This window comes from Leptothrix ochracea, assembly GCF_041083635.1.
GTDB classification, from domain to species: domain Bacteria; phylum Pseudomonadota; class Gammaproteobacteria; order Burkholderiales; family Burkholderiaceae_C; genus Sphaerotilus; species Sphaerotilus ochraceus.
On sequence record NZ_JBFPHB010000007.1, the window covers coordinates 151,977 to 169,478 of the forward strand.

Genomic DNA, 17,502 nt, shown 5'->3' on the forward strand with positions numbered 1-17,502 from the left:
GAGATGTTGAGCCTTGACGAGCTGAGTGTGGATGTGCCGGTCCAAGGCGGGCACGGTGGGCAAGGCGGCGAGGGCTGGTTGCATGTCTTGGATCGTTTGCAGCTCAGCTTGGCGCGCGGTCAAACCTTTGCGCTGGTGGGCGAATCGGGCTGCGGCAAGAGCATGACCGCCTTGGCCTTGATGCGGCTGTTGCCGGGTGGCGCGGTGGTGCAGGGCGGTCAGATTCGGCTGGATGAGCAAGCATTGCTTGATTTGCCGGAGAGCGCCATGCGCCGGGTGCGCGGCGGGCGCATCGGCATGATTTTTCAAGAGCCCGGCACCAGCTTGAATCCGGTGCTGCGTGTGGGTGAGCAACTGCTGGAGGCCATTGAGACCCATACCGCCTTGCGTGGTGCCGCCGCCCGTCTCAAAGCCATCGATTGGCTGCGCCGGGTCGGCATCCCTGAGCCAGAACGGCGCATCGATGACTACCCCTTTCGGCTCTCTGGCGGCCAAAAACAGCGCGTCATGATCGCCATGGCGTTGGCCGCCGAACCCGAGTACCTCATCGCGGATGAGCCCACCACGGCGCTCGATGTGACGATCCAGCGCCAAGTGCTTGATCTCCTCAAGGACTTGCAGCGCGAGCAGCACTTGGGTCTGTTGTTGATCACCCATGACTTGGCGGTGGTGGCCGGCATGGCGCATCACGTCGCCCTGATGTATGCCGGTCAGATCGTGGAGGTGGCCTCGGCCGAAGCCTTCTTTGCCGCGCCGCGTCACCCTTACGCCCGGCTGCTGCTGCAAGCGCTGCCCGCACGGGGCCGGCCCGGCGGACAACTGGCGGCCATTGCCGGCAGCGTGCCGCCGCTGACTCAGCGCTTCACGGCGTGCCGTTTTGCCCCGCGCTGCCCCTCGGCCCAAGCGCGTTGCCAAGAGGGTGAGCCGGCTTTGCTGGCGCTGCCCGGGGATGCCGACCACGCGCTGCGCTGCGTGATGGCGCCCTTGGTCGCCCCGGAGCTGAGCGTGGCGCCGGCAGCCACCTCAGCGTTGTCGGCATCGACAGCGGTGCTGCCCCAACCTGTCTTAAAGGTCGAGCATCTGGGCGTGGCCTATTCGCTGCCTGCCAACGTGTGGGCGCGCTTGCGCGGTGAGCAAGCTTGGTTTGAGGCCGTCAAAGACGTGAGCTTCGAGCTGCACGCTGGTCAGACCTTGGCTTTGGTGGGCGAGTCGGGCTGCGGCAAGACCACCACGGGGCGGGCTGTGTTGCAACTGCTGCGTGGCAGTGCGCGCCTGACGGGCGCGGTGCGGCTCGACGGGGCGGATCTGTGCGGCTTGGAAGGTGCCGCTTTGCGCGCTGCACGCGCCAAGATCCAAATGATTTTTCAAGATCCCTTTGCCTCGCTCAACCCGCGCTGGCGCGTGGGTGAGATTTTGGAAGAGGGCTTGCGCGCCTTGCGGCCTGAACTGGGCACTGCGGCCCGGCGACAGCGCATCTTGGCGATGTGCGACCAAGTGGGCCTGTCCGAGCACGTCTTGGCCCGTTGGCCGCATGAGTTTTCCGGGGGGCAGCGCCAACGCATCGCCATCGCTCGCGCTTTGGTGGTTGAGCCGCGTGTGCTGGTCTGCGATGAGCCGACTTCGGCGCTCGATGTCTCGGTGCAGGCGCAGATTTTGAATTTGCTCAGCCACTTGCAAGAGCACACCGGCATTGCCATGCTCCTGATCACCCATAACATTGCGGTGGTTGAGGCTGTGGCCCAGCGCATTGCTGTCATGCAGGGTGGTCGGATCGTCGAATCCGGGACACAAACAGCCGTGTTGGATCAGCCTCAGCAGCTTTATACGCAGACGCTGCTTGCCGCAGTGCCGAGAATCGCTCCCTCCTCTCAAACCAACCGATCATGACATCCACCACTGCACTGACCCCGATGAGCAGACCGCTGCAAAACATCTTGCAGCACATTGGCGAACCGACCCAAGAAGGCGTCGCGGACATCCAAGTCGAGTTGCTTCGAAAGATGCCCGTCTTCAAAGGGGTTCGGGTGGAGGCCTTGAAACGTCTGCTGGCAGATGCCCGGGTGCTGCACTTGAACCCGGGGGACCATGTGTTCCACCAAGGGGATGCCGCTTCGAGCATGTATGTGATCGAGTCGGGTTTGGTGGGGATTCACAAAATCATCCAACCTTCAAGCGCCAGTCTGTTGATTTCTCCCGAGGCGGCCTCCCCAGACTATGTGGAGCTTGGCACCTTGGGTCCGGGGGACTGTTTTGGGGATGTGGCCTTGATCGATCCCTCGCCGCGCAGTGCGTCTATCCGGGCCGATACCGCATGCGTGGTTATTGAAATTCAAGCCGATAGCCTGCTTGGTGTCTATCAGATGGATGCCAATCAGTTCATCTTGATCATCTCCAGCTTGGCCCGAGGCCTGTGCCGCAAGATTCGTGATACCGATGACCGATTGATCAACCATTTGCCCAAGAAAAAGATCGATGACGATACATTGGTTTGGCCGCAGCTGTTGTCTTACTGACCATTCATCCCAAGGAGCCGTCCCACAATGAGACTAAGGGCTGCTGCCGCATGGTTTTTTGCGGGCCTTTTCGGGGCTTTGTGGGCCAATGCAGCCTTGCTGTGGCGGATCGATACGGCCCATGACCGCATGGTCGCGGCCCACGCCCATCGGGCCGGGATTCTTTCACTCGGTGGGGCCCTGCAACGTGAAACCGAGCAGCTCACCCAGTTGGTCCGGATGTACACCGTGACCGGTGAATCCCGTTTCCTGATCTATTACTACGACATCCTCAAGATTCGTGAAGGCAAGGCGGTGGCGCCGGCGGGCATGGCCTCGGCGACCTATTGGGATGAAGTGATCGCCCATACGATTCCGCATCAATTGGACAATCAGGGCGTCAAGCTTTCGATCCAAGAGCGCTTCTTGCGCCTCGGGGCCACCGAAGAGGAGAGTCAAGCGCTTGACGAGGTGCTGCTGGCGACCAAGGCGATGGCCCATATCGACCAAAAAGCCTTTGCCTTGACACAAGGGCTGTATGACCTCCGTAAGGGTGAACTTGTTTCTGAAGCCGTGCCACGCCTCGATGTCGCCCGTCGGATGGTGAACAGCCCGGACTACAACTTGCTCAAAGCTCACTTGGCCAAGGCGGTGGCACGGTTGTTGGACTTGAGTGATCAACGCACGTTGGAAGAAGTGCAGTTCGCGACCAACGAGGTGCGACGCAATATCCAACTATCGATGGCCTTGTTGCTGATCGAACTGATGGCCATCTTGCTGGCGTACAAGCTGATTCGCTACGGTGTTTTGCATCCCATTCGTCGGCTCTGGGGGGTGGCCAGTGATCTGGAGCAGGGCCTCTACAACGCGCGTACCGGGCCTTTGCCTCAGGCGGTGGTCGAGTTGCAGTCGTTGGCCATCACGTTGGATGCCATGGCGCATGCCGTTCAAGATGACTTGAATCGTCGCCAAGTGGTGCAACAGGCCTTGGAACACGCTCGCCAAGAGGCCGAGAGTGCCACGCAGGCCAAGTCACTCTTCTTGGCCAACATGAGCCATGAAATTCGCACGCCGATGAATGCCATCATCGGCATGACACATCTGGCCCTGCAAACAGAACTGCATCCTCGGCAGCGCGATTTCATTGCCAAGGCCCACGGCGCGGCGCGGGCCTTGCTGGGCGTGATCAACGATGTGCTCGATTTTTCCAAAATCGAGGCCGGCAAGATCACCTTGGAGCATCGGCGTTTTCAACTCGAAGAAGTCTTGGCCCATGCGTTTGTGATGGTGCGCTTGCGCGCTCAAGAGCAGGGCATTGAGCTGATTCTTGACCCCCCGGACATTCGCTTGGTGGGACCCGACCCCGTGCTGAGCGGTGACCCCTTGCGTTTGGGCCAAGTGCTGACCAATTTACTGGGCAATGCGGTCAAGTTCACGCACCGAGGGCATGTGCGGTTGCGTATCGAATGGCTTGATGAACTGGCGGATGGGTGGTTGCATCTCGGGTTTTCGGTCGAAGACAGCGGGATTGGCATGACCCCTGAACAAATGAATGCCTTGTTTCAGGCATTCACCCAAGCGGATCGCACCATCACGCGACAGTACGGGGGCACAGGCCTCGGGTTGACCATCGCCAAGCGATTGGTGGAGGCGATGGGCGGGTCCGGGATCACTGTGGAAAGCGTGTTGGGGCAAGGGTCATGTTTCCGCTTTGACGTCTATTTGCAGCGGCTCAAGGTCTCGCTCGCCCCCTTGCCGGGGGGGCTTTTGCACCCGTTCAAGCCCCCTTTGCGGATCTTGGTGGTGGACGATCACCCCTTGGCTCAGGCGGCTTTGGTGGGCTTGTTGCAGGCCTATGACGCGGGGGTGATGGACACCTCATCGGGGGGGCAGGAGGCGTTGGCGCAGCTTCACAAAGCGGCCAAGGATGGCCAGCCGTATGACGTCGTGATGCTGGACTGGCGCATGCCTGACATGGGGGGTGAGGCCCTGCTCAAGGCCATCCATGCTGCGGAAAATCTCCAGCCCGCCGTGGTGGTGGTGTCGGACGAAGACTCGGACGCCATGCATCAGCGGGTGGCTGAGCTGGGGTGTCATACCGTGCTGATGAAGCCGGTATTGCCACAAGCGATTCGCCTGCTGGTCGAATCAGGCATGGCCAAAACCACCTTCTCCACGCCTTCGTCCATCACGCCCGTACCGCCGCCGCTTTATGGTTTGCACGGCATGCGCGTGCTGTTGGTCGAAGACAACCCGCTCAACCAAGAGCTGGCCTCTGAGTTGATGGCGAGCCAAGGTGTTGACGTGGTTTTGGCCCGGGATGGTCAAGAAGCGATCGACTTCCTTCAGCAAGTGCCTGATGGCGACATCGATGTTGTGTTGATGGACCTGAACATGCCGGTGATGGATGGCTACGAGGCCACCCGGCGCCTGCGGGAGCTGCCTCGGTTTGATGCTCTGCCCATCTTGGCGCTGACGGCGCATGCCATGTCGCAAGAACATGTGCGCTGCCTGAATTTAGGCATGAATGGCTACTTGACCAAACCGATCGATCCGGAGGCCTTGTTCGAGCTGCTGCGCACCCATGGTCGGCCTTGGATCTTGGCGGACGACCCCACGCCTCAGCCCCTTCCAGAGTCCGCACATGGGGCACCCGTGAGGGTTGAGGTCGCTTTGCCCGATCTGGCGGATATGGGTATCGACACGGCCAAGGGCCTTTTCCATGCCGACGGTCAACCGGACTTGTATGTGCGCATCCTGCATCGTTTTGTCACCGAAGCACAAGAGATCAGCGAGGCCTTGCCCGTTCATGTCCAAGCGTGTGATTGGGTCCGGGTGCATCGGCTGGCTCATACCCTCAAAGGCTTGAGTGGCTTGATCGGCGCGGTGTCTTTGGCCGAGGAGGCGCATGCCTTGGAGACCTTGGCCGCTTTGGCGGGTGAGGGCGCGACCACGCAAGATGTTTTGAAGATCGCCTTGGATGGCTTGTGTGCGCATCTAAACCCGGTGTTGCTTTCTTTGACGCACCGTTTGGCCTTGATCGAGCGATGACAAGAGGTGAGGTTTTGAGGGGGTGCTGGCTTTTCAGCTTCGTGTGCTCCGATGAGCCTGTGACGCCCTATCATGGGGCCTATGTTCACAATACCCACACAACGTATCAGGATGATCGCTATGCGTACAACCCCAGCCCGTTCCTTGCTGACCCGTCTGCTGGGTCTGACTCTGCTGCTTGGCGCGACCGCCGGCGGCCTAGGTGGCTGTGCCAGCACCAAGGACTTGGCCACCTCGTTGCGCTACGCCGACAACCGCCCGGTGGGCGTCGAGAACATCCGTTTCTCGGATCTCAACAGCATGAAGCGCGGCAAAGCCTGCACGGTCAATTTCTTCTATTTCATCCCCATTTGGGGTGACGGCTCGATCCTGACCGCTGCGGATGACGGCGGTATTGGCACTGTCAAGCTCATCGGTGAAACCGGTCGTTGGTACTTCCCCTTCAGCACCAACTGCACGGTGGTGTTTGGCGACAACGTGACACCCCCCGCTGCAACACCCGCTGCAACACCCCCTGCGGTGGCGGCTTCCAAATAACGCAGGACTCACGCCATGGCCACCCGGCAAAGCACCATCGATTTTTTGCTGGATCAGTTGAGCGATGCCGGTGTGGTCTCAGCCCGCAAGATGTTTGGCGAATACTGCCTTTATCACGCTGGCAAACCCTTTGGACTGGTGTGCGATGACCAGCTCTATCTCAAGAACACGCCCACCAGCCGCAGCTTGATCGAAGCCAGTGGCCCGGTGGTTGAAGCCCCGCCATACCCCGGCGCACGTCCCCATCTCCTCATCAGCGCTGACCTCTGGGACGAGCGCTCGTGGCTCTGCACCCTCGTCCAAGCCACCGCCCGCGATCTGCCTGCACCCAAGCCGAAGGTCTCCAAGGTACCGAAAGCGGCCAAGGGCACTAAGTAGATCGAGGCCCCCGCCCGCGCCGAAACACCAACCGATCCGGCGTGGATGCGGCTGGGTCGTGGGCGTAGTCGGCGCGGTCGAAACCGGTGAGGGCTTCAGGCGTGCTGGCGCGGTGGTCGATGGCCCAGCGCATCATCAGGCCCCGGGCGCGTTTGGCGTGGAAGCTCACGATGCGCCAGCGCTCGCCTTGCCACTCCTCAAACACGCACTCGACCACCCGGGCGCGCAGCACCTTGAGATCGACTGCCTTGAAATACTCCTGCGAGGCTAGGTTGATCAGCACCGGCTTGGACAGACGCTGCTGGCGCTGATTCAGGTCGGCGGCGATGATGGCGCGCCACCAAGCGTAGAGGTCTTTGCCGCGTGGGTTCGCCAAGCGAGTGCCCATCTCCAATCGGTAGGGTTGCAGCGCATCCAAGGGGCGCAGCACGCCGTAAAGCCCGGAGAGGATCAGCAGATGTTGCTGCGTCCAAGCCAAGTCCTCGGCGTTCAGGCTGCGCGCTTGCAGACCGTCATAGACATCACCGTTGAAGGCCAGCACGGCGGGCTTGCTGTTGTTCGGGGTTGCCTTGGGCCGCCATAGGGCGTAGCGGGCCACGTTGAGCTGCGCCAGCGCCTCCGACACATCCATCAACTCAGCCAGTTGTGCCGGGGTGTGCGGGCGCAGCAGCTCCATCAGCGCCGCCGCCTCGTGGCTGTAAGCCGGCTTGGTGGCGTGGACCGCCGTGGGGGTCTCGAAATCAAGCGATTTGGCAGGCGAAAGCAGAAATAGCATGGGGCGGGATGATAGCGGCGGCCCCCGATAATCAGGCGTATGTCCCGAACAACCTCGACCCATACCGCTCCTTCTGCTCTCGCCGCCAAGGATGCCTGCCCCTGTGGCCGGGCTGCGGCTTATGCTGACTGCTGCGGGCGCTATCACCAAGGGGCGCTGCACCTGCAAGCCCCTGACGCCGCCAGCCTGATGCGTTCGCGTTACAGCGCCTACGTGCTCGGTTTGCTCGACTACGTGCGGGCCACGTGGCACCCCGACACCTGCCCCGCTGATCTCACGCCCAACGAACCCGGTTTGCGTTGGCTTGGCCTCGAAGTCCGCCACCACCACATCGACGATCCCGACCACGCCAGCGTCGAATTCGTCGCCCGCAACAAACTCAGCGGCCGCGCTTTTCGCCTGCACGAAACCAGCCGCTTTGTGCGCCTCGAAGGCCGCTGGGTTTATGTGGATGGAGATGTGAGCTGATCTGGATCAGTGCGGCCGGGGCGCGGCCCGAAGGGGAATAGTCCGCCCCTACGCACAACCAGCGGCGCTTTAAAAGCGCGCAGTGAGCTTTCTCAGCCCCCAAACAGCCTTTGCGCGAAGAGGCCGAGACCCGTGGCGACGCTGGCGAGGCGTTCGCCGTGGACGGGTTGGGCGGCGGTGAAACGGGCGGCGAGGGCTTCGGTGAGCGGTTTGAGGCCGGTGGAGCCGCCGGTGAAGTAGATGGCGTCGATCTGCGAGGGTTGCAGGTGGGCCATGGCGACGGTTTCAAGGGCGGCGTGGGTGATGCGGTCGATGTCGGTGCGCAAGGCGTCCAAGGCGTGGTGGCCGTCCAGCTCCATGGTCAAACCGCGCTCGACCAAGCCCAAATCGATCTGGGTGTTGCCGCCAGCGGCGACTTCGATCTTGGCGCGTTCGGCGCGGCCAATCAGGTCGTGGCCGAGTTGGTCGGTCAGCACTTTAAGCAGCCGGCTGTGGTGCTTCGGGTTGGCGTAGTCGCCCTTCATGGTGCGCACTTCGTGGATGTGTGATGCGCGATAGAGGGGGTTGATCAAGTGCCACGTGGCCAGATCGAAATAAACCCGGCTGGGCACTTCACGCGGCGGTTTGCCGTGGATGGACGGGCCCATGGCGCCAAAGCCCAGCTCGCGCAGGATGCTGGCCAGCTCGATGCGACGGTCAAAATCGGTGCCAGCGATGTGCACCCCGTGATTGGCCAACACATCGTCGCGCCGGTCCAAGCGTTGGCGTTGCTTCGGCCCGACCCGCACCACCGAGAAGTCGGAGGTGCCGCCGCCGATGTCGGCCACCAACACCAAGCGCTCAGCGTCGATCTGGGCTTCGTAGTGGAAGGCTGCCGCGAGCGGCTCAAATTGGAAGTGGATCTCTTCAAAACCGACGGCCTCAGCCGCTTCGGCCAGCGAGGCCTCGGCTTGGGCGTCGCGTACCGGATCACCATCGACAAAGTAGACCGGCCGGCCCATCACCACTCGGCGCAGCGGCTGCCCGGCTTGCTTTTCAGCGGCCGATTTGAGGTGCAGCAAATAGGTGCCGATCACTTCGGCAAAGCGTACTTGACGCCCGGCGCCGATGTCGGTCGGCTGATCCATCAAGCTCGAACCCAGCACGCTTTTCATGGAGCGCAACAAGCGGCCCTCCATGCCTTCGACATAGGCGGCCACGGCGGCTCGGCCGTACATGCGCGGAAAATTCTGTAAATCCGGGCCTTCGGCGAGGTAAAAGGCAGCGGTCGGCATGGTCGGCAGGCCCTGTTCGAGCGGTACCAATTGCATGACACCGGGCTGCGTTGGGCTTGGCACGGTGATGACCGAGTTGGAGGTGCCAAAGTCGATGGCGCAGAACGCGAGGGCGGGATCAGTCTTCAGGTGTGTCATCGGGGCAGCTGTGCGGGTGTTCAAGCACGGGAGGCAGCAAGGGGCGCGCATCATACGTGGGCGAGCTGAGGCCATCTCGGGGACAATGCCGCCCCATGAGCGACATTGCATCTTCCCCATCCTTTTCTTCGACAACTTCTTCGTCAACGTCTTCGGCACCGCGCATCGGTTTTGTATCGCTGGGCTGCCCCAAGGCGCTGACTGATTCCGAGCTGATCCTGACCCAGCTCTCGGCCGAGGGCTACACCACCAGCAAGACCTTCCAAGGTGCTGATCTGGTGATCGTCAACACCTGCGGTTTCATCGATGACGCGGTCAAGGAAAGCCTCGACACCATCGGTGAGGCCTTGGCCGAAAACGGCAAGGTGATCGTCACCGGCTGCTTGGGTGCCAAGATGGCCGAAGGCGGTGAAAACTTGGTGCGCCAGATTCACCCCAAGGTCTTGGCCGTGACCGGACCGCATGCCACCCAAGAGGTGATGGACGCGGTGCATCAGCATGTGCCCAAGCCGCACGATCCTTTCCTCGACTTGGTGCCCGGTGGCATCAAGGGCGCGGGTGTCAAGCTGACGCCCAAGCACTACGCCTACTTGAAGATCAGCGAAGGCTGCAACCACCGTTGCAGTTTCTGCATCATCCCGAACCTGCGCGGCGATTTGGTCTCACGCCCCGTGGGCGATGTACTGAGCGAAGCGCGCGCGCTGTTTGAAGGCGGCGTCAAAGAGCTGTTGGTCATCAGCCAAGACACCTCGGCCTACGGTGTGGACGTTAAATACCGCACCGGCTTTTGGGACGGCAAGCCGGTCAAGACCAAGATGCTGGACTTGGTGGCGCAGCTGGGCGAGCTGGCCAAGCAGCACGGCGCTTGGGTGCGGCTGCACTATGTCTACCCGTACCCGCACGTCGATGAGATCGTGCCGATGATGGCTGAAGGGCTGGTGTTGCCCTACCTCGACGTGCCGTTTCAGCACGCGCACCCTGACGTGCTGCGGCGCATGAAGCGCCCAGCCAGCGGTGAGAAGAATCTGGAGCGCTTGTTGAAGTGGCGCGAGATCTGCCCCGAGATCGTGGTGCGTTCGACCTTCATCGCTGGGTTCCCCGGCGAAACCGAGGCGGAGTTTGAGTACTTGCTCGACTTTTTGAAAGAGGCGCAGATCGACCGTGCGGGCTGTTTTGCCTATTCGCCCATCGAAGGCGCCCCAGCCAATGCCCTTGAGGGTGCGCTGCCGGACGCTGTGCGCGAAGAGCGCCGGGCGCGCTTCATGGCGGTGGCTGAAAGCGTCTCGACCGAGAAGCTCAAGCGCCGCATTGGCGCGACCATGCAAGTGCTGGTGGACAGCGCACCGGCCATGGGCCGCCGAGGTGGGGTGGGGCGCTCGTTTGCCGATGCACCAGAGATCGACGGTACCGTGCGTTTGCTGCCGCCCGAGAAGATCAGCAAGCAGCTCAAGGTGGGTGAGTTCACCCGGGCGCGCGTCGTTGCGGCTGAAGGCCATGACTTGATCGCGTTGCCGATCTGAACCCCTTTCTCGTTCAGGACTGCGCGATGCCCACCTCGCTGATTCATCATCCCTACACACCGCCGGCGGACTTTGAAGCCGTGCCGCCTGGCGTGTTCAAGGCCAGCAGTGTGCTGTTCCCGAACGTGGCCGCTTTGCGCGAGCGCCGTTGGGACGACAAGAGCGCCTACACCTACGGCCTGCACGGCACGCCGACCACCTTCACGCTGGAAGCCCGGCTGGCCACGCTCGAAGGCGCGCGCCACGTGCTCTTGGCCCCGAGCGGGCTCGCGGCCATCACGCTGGTGGACATGGCTTTGCTCAAGGCGGGCGATGAGGTGGTGCTGCCGGACAACGTCTACGGCCCGAGCCTCAGTTTTGCCGCGCACGAACTGGTGCAGTGGGACATCGCGCATCGGCTCTACGACCCGATGGCGCTGCCCTCACTGGCAGCGGCGCTCACGCCCGCCACCCGCTTGGTTTGGCTCGAAGTGCCCGGCTCGGTGACGCTGGAGTTCCCTGACCTGCGCGCCTTGGTGCACTGCGTGCGTGAACGCGCGCCGCAAGCCGTGATTGCGCTGGACAACACCTGGGGGGCGGGGCTGGCTTTCAACGCCTTTGAGCTTGGCGAGGAGGGTGGCGTTGATCTGACCGTGCATGCCCTGACCAAATACCCCTCGGGGGGGGCGGATGTGTTGATGGGGTCGATAGCTTGCCTAGACGACGCGCTCTATCAACGCTTGGCGTGGTGTCACAGCCGCTCAGGCGTGGGTGTGGGCATGAATGACGTCGAGGCGGTGCTGCGCGGGTTGCCGTCGTTGGCGCTGCGTTACGCCGCCCAAGACGCGGCTTGCAGACGCATCGCTGCTTGGTGTTGCACCCAAAAGACCTTTGTGCGCGTGCTGCATCCTGCTTTGCCCGAGGCCCCCGGCCACGCGCATTGGGCCGCGCTGTGTCAAGCCGCTGCTGGGTTGGTGACGGTTGAGATTGATCCGCGCTTTTCTCAAACGCAAACCGACGCCTTTGTCGATGCCTTGCGGCTGTTTCGCATCGGCTGGTCGTGGGGTGGGCCGGTGAGTTTGGCGGTGCCCTACGAGGCCGCCCAAATGCGCCGCCTGCCCACACCCTACCGAGGCACCTTGGTGCGGCTGTGCATCGGCCTGGAGTCGGTCGAAGATCTGATCGCCGACTTGACCCAAGCGCTGGCGGTGCTTCAGTCCTTGGCCGGGCCTGAGACCTTGTGACGCATCAGGCGGCCCTTTTCGCGCTCCCAATCGCGTGACTTTTCGGTTTCGCGCTTGTCGTGCAAGTCCTTGCCCTTGGCCAGCGCGATATCGACTTTGACCAAGCCGCCCTTGTAGTGCAGGTTGAGCGGCACCAAGGTGAAGCCTTTTTGATCGGTTTTGCCGATCAGCCGACGAATCTGGTCTTTGTGCATCAAGAGCTTCTTGGTGCGGTCCGGTTCGGGCTTGACGTGGGTTGAGGCACTGCGCAGGGCGTTGATGCGCGCGCCGATCAAGAACAGCTCGCCGCCCTTGACGACCACATAGCCGTCGGTCAGCTGAACTTGGCCGGCGCGAATGGCTTTGATCTCCCAGCCGGTCAGCATGATGCCGGCCTCGAAGCGTTCTTCGATGTGATAGTTGAAGTGGGCTTTGCGGTTCTCAGCGATGCTCATGGCGATGGTTCTCTGGATTCTTCTCTCTACAATGGCGCGATTGTATGAAGCACGTCAAGAAACAAGTTCTGCTCTGGTACTCGCCCCGCGAGATGTATGACCTCGTCGTGGCTGTGGAGGACTATCCGAAGTTCTTGCCTTGGTGCCAGCGCTCTGAGGTTCTGGCGCAGGATACCTTGGGCATGACCGCTCGGCTGCATCTGTCGTATGCCGGGGTGCGCCATGCGTTCACCACCCGCAACATCCACCGCGAAGGTGACTTGGTGAGCATGGAATTGGTCGATGGGCCTTTTTCGCTGCTCGAAGGGGCATGGCATTTCACGCCGCTCACGCCACCCAGTGACAACACGGCCGCAGCACCGAAGGCCTGCCGAATCGATTTCGAGCTGAGTTACGCCTTTGCCAGCCGTCCTCTTGAGGTGGTGGTAAGCCCTGTTTTTGATCGCATCGCTAACACCTTTGTGGATGCTTTTGTCGCTCGGGCCGAGCAGGTCTATGGGCCCCGTTGATCAGACCTTGGGCATGACCCAGCAGATCAACGTACAGGTCTACCGCAGCCCTGCTGCCCGTCAGATCGAACACATTGAACTGGCGTTGATCGAAGGCAGCACGGCTTGGGATGCGGTGCAGGCCAGCGGCTGGGCAGACGCACTCGGGGGGTGTGAGCAAGTCGTCGCGGTATGGGGCCGACGGGTGCCCCCGGATCACGTGTTGCGTACGGGTGATCGGGTCGAGATCTTGCGGCCCTTGCAGGTGGACCCGAAAGAGTCCCGGCGCCTGCGCTATCACGCTCAGGCCCGACCCCGCAAGCAGCCGCGCTAGGCGCGGCCTCGCTCAGGAGCACTCGGCATCCATGACCTGTCGGGCCTTGTCGCGTTCCCGGCTGCGCTGACCTTCATCGAGAAATTCACGCTCACCTTGGGCGTTGACGCGTTGCACGCGCTGACCTTCGTCAAGCGTGCGGGCGTATTCCTGAGCACGGTGGCAGTTGTCCGACCGTTGTTGTTGGCGTCGCGCTTCGTCCGCTTTGTTCGGATGGACCGAGGCGGGTTCACTGGCACGCCGCGCAGCTTCCGCCGGACTCGATGCCTTGCCCTGAGGGCTGCTGGCAGCCGACGTCGAGGGAGACTCTGCCACGAGGCGCAAGGGGGCATGGGCCGGGCGGGTCAGGATGTCTTTGTCGGCAGTGCCGCGCGGGGGGGCACGGTCGCTGTATTGCATGCGACCCTCCGCGTCACGCCATTTCCACTGGCCCTGCACCAGCAGGGGGATACAGGCCGTTGCGATCAAAACGCCAGCCTTCAGAGCTTGTCTCATCATCACGTCAATCGATCGGGGGATACCCGGTTATTCAGGCGTTCAGTGTATGCGGGCTGGAGCTCGCTCTTGGCTCCCGCTTACACTGCTCAATTGTTGCAAACTGAACACACACCGCTGTAATGACGCTCACGACATTGGCTTGGACCTTGGCATTTGCGCTGGTCGCTTATTTGATGGGATCTCTCTCTTTTGCGGTCATTGTCAGCCGTGCGATGGGGCTGTCTGATCCGCGCTCCTATGGTTCAGGCAATCCGGGGGCGACCAATGTGCTGCGCTCAGGCAACAAGAAAGCGGCCATCCTGACTTTGGTGTTGGATGCCGTGAAGGGCACGATCGCGGTGCTGATCGCAGCGGCTTTGATTCCCCGGCTGAATGTGGGCTTGGGTGAGGGCACTTTGGCGTGGGTGGGTTTGGCCGCATTTGTGGGCCATGTGTGGCCGGTGTTTTTCAAGTTTGAAGGCGGCAAAGGCGTGGCGACCGCTGCGGGCGTGTTGTTGGCCTTGAATATCTGGCTGGGCTTGGCTGTTTTGGGCGTGTGGCTGGCTGTGGCCTTCACAACACGCTACTCCTCGCTGGCCGCGATTCTTGCTGCGCTGGCGGCACCTTTTCTACACGTGATGGTCTGGGACCCCTCCGCAGCAACTTTGCCGATGGTGGTCATGTGCGTCATCTTGGTGTGGCGGCATCAAGGCAACATCGCCAAGCTCATCAAGGGGACAGAAGGGCGGATCGGTCAAAAAGCTGCGGTGGTTAAGCCTGTGGTGACATCGCATCACCCGCATTCAAGTCATCACAAACATTGAGGTTGCGAAAGCAGTCCGGCGGCCCAAAGCCAACCTCGATGGTTGCGTGACGTCGCATCCATCGCTGGACTTGCCGCTCACCGCGATCGAGAAAATTTTGCAGATCCTGCGCCAACGCCGTGGGTAAGAGGCAAAACACCGGATGAATCCGCTCCGGGCTGCGGGCCATGATGACGGTGTCTGGGGTGTGGGGGCTGGCGTGCTGCGCCAAGTGGGCCACCAGATCGGTAGGGAACAGCGGCACATCACAGGGCACGCTCACCAGCCAAGGTGTTTGGGCGTGGCGCAGTCCGGCCAGCAAACCCGCCAAGGGGCCTTGGAAATCCAGCCTTCCATCGACCCGTTCATCCACGATCACGGGCCAGCCCCAAGCGCCGTAGACATCAAGGTGGCGGTTGGCGCTGATGAGCAGCGAGCCCACCTGCGGTTGCAGGCGTTGGCAGGCGCGTTGGGCCAAGGGTTGACCGCGCCAAAGTTGCAAGCCCTTATCCACCCCACCCATGCGTCGGCCTTCGCCGCCCGCTAAAACAAGCCCGGTGATGTTTTCGGGGAGCAGCATGAGTGTGTTCGGATCCTTAGCCGCCGATGTAGCTCATCTCAATGCGGCGGCGTGAGCTCGGTTCGGTGGGGTCGGTGGATCCGTCGGTGGATTGGGCGGGTTGTGAGGAGTGTGCTTGGCGCAGCTCCGAGTAGTGATCGTCACGCTGCTGCCAAAGGTGGGCGATCACAGCGGCAAGACGATCATCGTCGGGGTCGTTGCGCAGCATGAAGCGCACGTCGTGACCTTGGGTGGCGAACAGGCAGGTGTAGAGATGGCCGTCGGTGGACAGGCGCAAGCGATTACAGTCATGACAAAAAGCTTGGGTGACACTGCTGATGACACCCACTTCGCCACAGCCGTCGGCAAAGGCCCAGCGGCTGGCGGTTTCTCCGGTTTGACTGGCAGCGATGGGGTGCAGCGGATACACGGCAGAGATGCGCCGGATCACTTCAGCGGAGGCCATGACCTCATCCATGCGCCAGCCGTTGCTGCTGCCCACGTCCATGTATTCGATGAAGCGTAGGGTGACGTTGCTGCCATGGCGTTCGCGGAAGTACCGCACCATCGGCACGATCTGATCATCGTTGGTGCCCCCTTTGACCACCATGTTGATTTTGATCGGCCCAAGTCCAGCCGCCAAGGCGGCATCAATACCGTCCATGACGTCGGCGACCGGAAAATCGACGTCGTTCATGCGCCGGAAGACCGCATCGTCCAAGGCATCCAAGCTGACCGTGACGCGTTGCAGACCTGCGGCCTTCAGGCTTTCCGCCTTGCGAGTCAGCAAGGACGCATTGGTGGTCATGGTCAGATCAAGCGCGTCCCCTTCGGGGGTGCGCAACTCCGCCAGCATGCCGATGAGGTTCTCGATGTGCCGTCGCAGCAGCGGTTCTCCTCCCGTCAGCCGAATCTTGCGAACACCACCTTGCGCGACGAGTATCCGGGCGAGGCGGGTGATTTCTTCGAAACTGAGCAACGAAGCATGGGGCAAGAATCGGTGTTCTTTGTCGAACACTTCCTTGGGCATGCAATAGCTGCAACGGAAATTGCAGCGATCTGTGACGGAGATGCGTAGATCACGCAGCGGCCGATCCCGGCGATCCGTCCACGGTGTGTTCCGTGTTGCTGTTGTCTTGGGCAGCACAGCGGCTGAACGAGGCACGATCAGCTCTTGGGGGCTGATCCGTGCATCTTGGATCGTGATGATCTTGCGTGGACTCATGAGGCTAGATTGTGCCCATGAGCCGCCCAAGATGCATCAGGGGGTATTTGTGGCCTTGGTACTGATGGAGGGCAGCGTGGGTGCTGCTTGAACCAGTTGGCTGAAAAAATCGATGGATGACGACGCCGACGATTCCGCTGGCAGCGCTGCTGCAAGGGCGGGCACTCGACGTGCACCGTTGAAGCGTTTGCTCCAGTAGGCTTGGCGCATGTCCTCAACCTGAACAGCCTTGCCGGTGCGTGGCGCGTGAATGAACTTGCCTTCACCGACATAGATACCGACATGGGAGAAAGCGTGCTTCATGGTGTTGAAGAACACCAAGTCACCGGGCTTCAAGTCGTCGCTATGGATGGCGAGCAGGGACGGGTCGTTGGCCTGCTCAGCTGCTCGACGAGGCAGCAAGCGCCCGAGACTCTGCTCAAAGACGTAGCGGGTGAAGCCGCTGCAATCAAAGCCATTCATTTCTGAATTCCCGCCGCGCCGATAGGGAACGCCGAGGAAGTTCATCGAATCCAGCACGAGATCCGAGGCTTTGTCACGCACTTGCTCAATCACCGCTGTCGCGCTGGGCAGGGCATCTTTCAGCATGTCGGCATCTTGCCAAAAGCTGTGAGATGGTTGCTGGGTGGTGTCCGGCGCAGCCATTGCGGGCGAAAGGTGGCACGCCAAGGAGACGCAGCACGACAGGAGCAAATGCTTTGAAGTCATGGAGCCGATGTGAAGAGGGGTTTTCTCAACAAGGTCGCGAGGATAGGTGGCGCCGTTCGTGATGTCAATCACGCATTTCAACGAATGTGCGATGAATGAGCCACTTTGGTATCAAAAATGTATCGCTCAAACAAAAGCCACCCGAAGGTGGCTGATGGGGGCGGATCGATCTGAAAGGAAGAAAATCGTTCCTTCAGATCGATGCCAAAAATCAGAGCGCGAACTCTTCGATTTTGCGACCATTTTCGAGGGCAGCCTTGAGCCACTTCGGCTGCAAGCCACGACCCGACCAAACTTCGCCCGTCACGGCGTCACGGAATTTGGGGGCGACTTTGCGAACACCTTCCGCCGGGGCTGCCTTGCCTTGACGCGTGGTTTTCACGGCCAAATCTGCCACGGTGATTCCGTGCTCAACCATCAACGTCTTGATCTGAGTAATGACACCGGTGCGTTCGCTACGCAGTGCGTCATTGATTTGTTTATCGAGATCAGCACGTTGTTTTTCAAGTGCATTCTTCTGAGCGACGAGTTCTTGATAGGTAGCCATGGAAAGTCCAATAGGTTTTAGGTTCGCGCCATTCTAGTTGAATTTTTGAGAAACTCAAGATGGGCGCCTGA

The 17,502-nt window shown here is 61.3% G+C and carries 19 protein-coding genes; 11 read left to right on the forward strand and 8 right to left on the reverse strand.

The window, feature by feature from the left end:
• Positions 1-3: 3 nt before the first annotated feature.
• From AB3X39_RS03625 to AB3X39_RS03645, 5 genes are all read left to right on the forward strand, one after another.
• Entirely contained in the window at positions 4-1,887 is a 1,884-nt protein-coding gene (locus tag AB3X39_RS03625) for an ABC transporter ATP-binding protein (protein ID WP_369415985.1), read from the forward strand.
• Positions 1,888-1,910: 23 nt separating this feature from the next.
• Positions 1,911-2,513, forward strand: a complete 603-nt coding sequence (locus AB3X39_RS03630; RefSeq protein WP_369415986.1) for a cyclic nucleotide-binding domain-containing protein — start codon at positions 1,911-1,913, stop codon at positions 2,511-2,513.
• A 27-nt stretch (positions 2,514-2,540) separates the two neighbouring features.
• Positions 2,541-5,543, forward strand: coding sequence for a hybrid sensor histidine kinase/response regulator (locus tag AB3X39_RS03635; RefSeq protein ID WP_369415987.1), 3,003 nt, complete (start codon positions 2,541-2,543; stop codon positions 5,541-5,543).
• Positions 5,544-5,663: 120 nt separating this feature from the next.
• Positions 5,664-6,080: a TRL domain-containing protein gene (locus AB3X39_RS03640; RefSeq protein ID WP_369415988.1), complete on the forward strand. Its 417-nt coding sequence runs from the start codon at positions 5,664-5,666 to the stop codon at positions 6,078-6,080.
• Between the two features lie 15 nt (positions 6,081-6,095).
• Positions 6,096-6,458, forward strand: a complete 363-nt coding sequence (locus tag AB3X39_RS03645; RefSeq protein WP_369415989.1) for a TfoX/Sxy family protein — start codon at positions 6,096-6,098, stop codon at positions 6,456-6,458.
• Here the strand turns inward: AB3X39_RS03645 and yaaA are convergent.
• A complete protein-coding gene (gene yaaA / locus AB3X39_RS03650; protein WP_369415990.1) occupies positions 6,451-7,233 on the reverse strand; it encodes a peroxide stress protein YaaA in 783 nt (260 codons plus the stop codon). The genes AB3X39_RS03645 and yaaA overlap by 8 nt on opposite strands.
• A 39-nt stretch (positions 7,234-7,272) precedes the next feature.
• Between yaaA and AB3X39_RS03655 the strand changes: the two genes are divergently transcribed.
• Positions 7,273-7,701, forward strand: coding sequence for a YchJ family protein (locus AB3X39_RS03655; protein ID WP_369415991.1), 429 nt, complete (start codon positions 7,273-7,275; stop codon positions 7,699-7,701).
• A 92-nt stretch (positions 7,702-7,793) separates the two neighbouring features.
• On the opposite strand, the gene AB3X39_RS03660 is transcribed toward AB3X39_RS03655, so the two are convergent.
• A complete protein-coding gene (locus AB3X39_RS03660) occupies positions 7,794-9,113 on the reverse strand; it encodes an Hsp70 family protein (RefSeq protein WP_369415992.1) in 1,320 nt (439 codons plus the stop codon).
• A gap of 95 nt (positions 9,114-9,208) precedes the next feature.
• On the opposite strand from AB3X39_RS03660, the gene rimO reads away from it, so the two are divergent.
• Together rimO and AB3X39_RS03670 are read left to right on the forward strand one after the other, a co-directional pair.
• Positions 9,209-10,633 (forward strand): 30S ribosomal protein S12 methylthiotransferase RimO, encoded by a 1,425-nt coding sequence (gene rimO, locus AB3X39_RS03665; protein WP_369415993.1) that lies wholly within the window; start codon positions 9,209-9,211, stop codon positions 10,631-10,633.
• Between the two features lie 26 nt (positions 10,634-10,659).
• Positions 10,660-11,856, forward strand: coding sequence for a PLP-dependent transferase (locus tag AB3X39_RS03670; RefSeq protein ID WP_369415994.1), 1,197 nt, complete (start codon positions 10,660-10,662; stop codon positions 11,854-11,856).
• On the opposite strand, the gene smpB is transcribed toward AB3X39_RS03670, so the two are convergent.
• Positions 11,826-12,290 (reverse strand): SsrA-binding protein SmpB, encoded by a 465-nt coding sequence (gene smpB / locus AB3X39_RS03675; protein WP_369415995.1) that lies wholly within the window; start codon positions 12,288-12,290, stop codon positions 11,826-11,828. The genes AB3X39_RS03670 and smpB overlap by 31 nt on opposite strands.
• A 44-nt stretch (positions 12,291-12,334) precedes the next feature.
• Here smpB and AB3X39_RS03680 point away from each other — a divergent pair, with 44 nt between their 5' ends.
• Entirely contained in the window at positions 12,335-12,799 is a 465-nt protein-coding gene (locus AB3X39_RS03680; protein WP_369415996.1) for a type II toxin-antitoxin system RatA family toxin, read from the forward strand.
• On the forward strand, positions 12,786-13,112 hold the full coding sequence (locus AB3X39_RS03685; protein ID WP_369415997.1) for an RnfH family protein: 327 nt from the start codon (positions 12,786-12,788) through the stop codon (positions 13,110-13,112). Before AB3X39_RS03680 ends, AB3X39_RS03685 begins: the two co-directional genes overlap by 14 nt.
• 12 nt (positions 13,113-13,124) lie before the next feature.
• Here AB3X39_RS03685 and AB3X39_RS03690 read toward each other — a convergent pair whose 3' ends face one another.
• Complete coding sequence (locus AB3X39_RS03690) at positions 13,125-13,610, reverse strand: DUF4124 domain-containing protein (RefSeq protein ID WP_369415998.1); 486 nt, start codon at positions 13,608-13,610, stop codon at positions 13,125-13,127.
• 119 nt (positions 13,611-13,729) lie between these two features.
• Between AB3X39_RS03690 and plsY the strand changes: the two genes are divergently transcribed.
• Positions 13,730-14,413 carry a glycerol-3-phosphate 1-O-acyltransferase PlsY gene (plsY, locus tag AB3X39_RS03695; protein ID WP_369415999.1) on the forward strand — a complete coding sequence of 228 codons (684 nt, stop codon included), beginning with the start codon at positions 13,730-13,732 and terminating at the stop codon, positions 14,411-14,413.
• Here plsY and mobA read toward each other — a convergent pair.
• From mobA to AB3X39_RS03715, 4 genes are all read right to left on the reverse strand, one after another.
• Positions 14,361-14,972, reverse strand: coding sequence for a molybdenum cofactor guanylyltransferase MobA (mobA, locus tag AB3X39_RS03700; protein ID WP_369416000.1), 612 nt, complete (start codon positions 14,970-14,972; stop codon positions 14,361-14,363). The two genes, plsY and mobA, sit on opposite strands and share 53 nt — an antisense overlap.
• A 16-nt stretch (positions 14,973-14,988) precedes the next feature.
• Positions 14,989-16,176 carry a GTP 3',8-cyclase MoaA gene (gene moaA, locus AB3X39_RS03705; RefSeq protein ID WP_369416001.1) on the reverse strand — a complete coding sequence of 396 codons (1,188 nt, stop codon included), beginning with the start codon at positions 16,174-16,176 and terminating at the stop codon, positions 14,989-14,991.
• Positions 16,177-16,212: 36 nt separating this feature from the next.
• Complete coding sequence (locus tag AB3X39_RS03710; RefSeq protein ID WP_369416002.1) at positions 16,213-16,764, reverse strand: C40 family peptidase; 552 nt, start codon at positions 16,762-16,764, stop codon at positions 16,213-16,215.
• A gap of 331 nt (positions 16,765-17,095) precedes the next feature.
• The gene (locus AB3X39_RS03715; RefSeq protein ID WP_369416003.1) at positions 17,096-17,431 is read right to left on the reverse strand and encodes an H-NS histone family protein; all 336 of its coding nucleotides are present in this window, start codon (positions 17,429-17,431) and stop codon (positions 17,096-17,098) included.
• Between the last annotated feature and the right edge of the window lie 71 nt (positions 17,432-17,502).

Bases quoted from the DNA above. Each gene is read 5' to 3' on its own strand.
- AB3X39_RS03710 (WP_369416002.1), bottom strand. From the start codon at position 16,764: ATGCTGAAAGATGCCCTGCCCAGCGCGACAGCGGTGATTGAGCAAGTG.
- yaaA (WP_369415990.1), bottom strand. From the start codon at position 7,233: ATGCTATTTCTGCTTTCGCCTGCCAAATCGCTTGATTTCGAGACCCCC.
- smpB (WP_369415995.1), bottom strand. From the start codon at position 12,290: ATGAGCATCGCTGAGAACCGCAAAGCCCACTTCAACTATCACATCGAA.
- mobA (WP_369416000.1), bottom strand. From the start codon at position 14,972: ATGCTGCTCCCCGAAAACATCACCGGGCTTGTTTTAGCGGGCGGCGAA.
- AB3X39_RS03660 (WP_369415992.1), bottom strand. From the start codon at position 9,113: ATGACACACCTGAAGACTGATCCCGCCCTCGCGTTCTGCGCCATCGAC.
- AB3X39_RS03685 (WP_369415997.1), top strand. From the start codon at position 12,786: ATGGGCCCCGTTGATCAGACCTTGGGCATGACCCAGCAGATCAACGTA.
- AB3X39_RS03640 (WP_369415988.1), top strand. From the start codon at position 5,664: ATGCGTACAACCCCAGCCCGTTCCTTGCTGACCCGTCTGCTGGGTCTG.
- AB3X39_RS03690 (WP_369415998.1), bottom strand. From the start codon at position 13,610: ATGATGAGACAAGCTCTGAAGGCTGGCGTTTTGATCGCAACGGCCTGT.
- rimO (WP_369415993.1), top strand. From the start codon at position 9,209: ATGAGCGACATTGCATCTTCCCCATCCTTTTCTTCGACAACTTCTTCG.
- plsY (WP_369415999.1), top strand. From the start codon at position 13,730: ATGACGCTCACGACATTGGCTTGGACCTTGGCATTTGCGCTGGTCGCT.
- AB3X39_RS03635 (WP_369415987.1), top strand. From the start codon at position 2,541: ATGAGACTAAGGGCTGCTGCCGCATGGTTTTTTGCGGGCCTTTTCGGG.
- AB3X39_RS03680 (WP_369415996.1), top strand. From the start codon at position 12,335: ATGAAGCACGTCAAGAAACAAGTTCTGCTCTGGTACTCGCCCCGCGAG.
- AB3X39_RS03715 (WP_369416003.1), bottom strand. From the start codon at position 17,431: ATGGCTACCTATCAAGAACTCGTCGCTCAGAAGAATGCACTTGAAAAA.
- moaA (WP_369416001.1), bottom strand. From the start codon at position 16,176: ATGAGTCCACGCAAGATCATCACGATCCAAGATGCACGGATCAGCCCC.
- AB3X39_RS03670 (WP_369415994.1), top strand. From the start codon at position 10,660: ATGCCCACCTCGCTGATTCATCATCCCTACACACCGCCGGCGGACTTT.
- AB3X39_RS03645 (WP_369415989.1), top strand. From the start codon at position 6,096: ATGGCCACCCGGCAAAGCACCATCGATTTTTTGCTGGATCAGTTGAGC.
- AB3X39_RS03625 (WP_369415985.1), top strand. From the start codon at position 4: ATGTTGAGCCTTGACGAGCTGAGTGTGGATGTGCCGGTCCAAGGCGGG.
- AB3X39_RS03630 (WP_369415986.1), top strand. From the start codon at position 1,911: ATGAGCAGACCGCTGCAAAACATCTTGCAGCACATTGGCGAACCGACC.
- AB3X39_RS03655 (WP_369415991.1), top strand. From the start codon at position 7,273: ATGTCCCGAACAACCTCGACCCATACCGCTCCTTCTGCTCTCGCCGCC.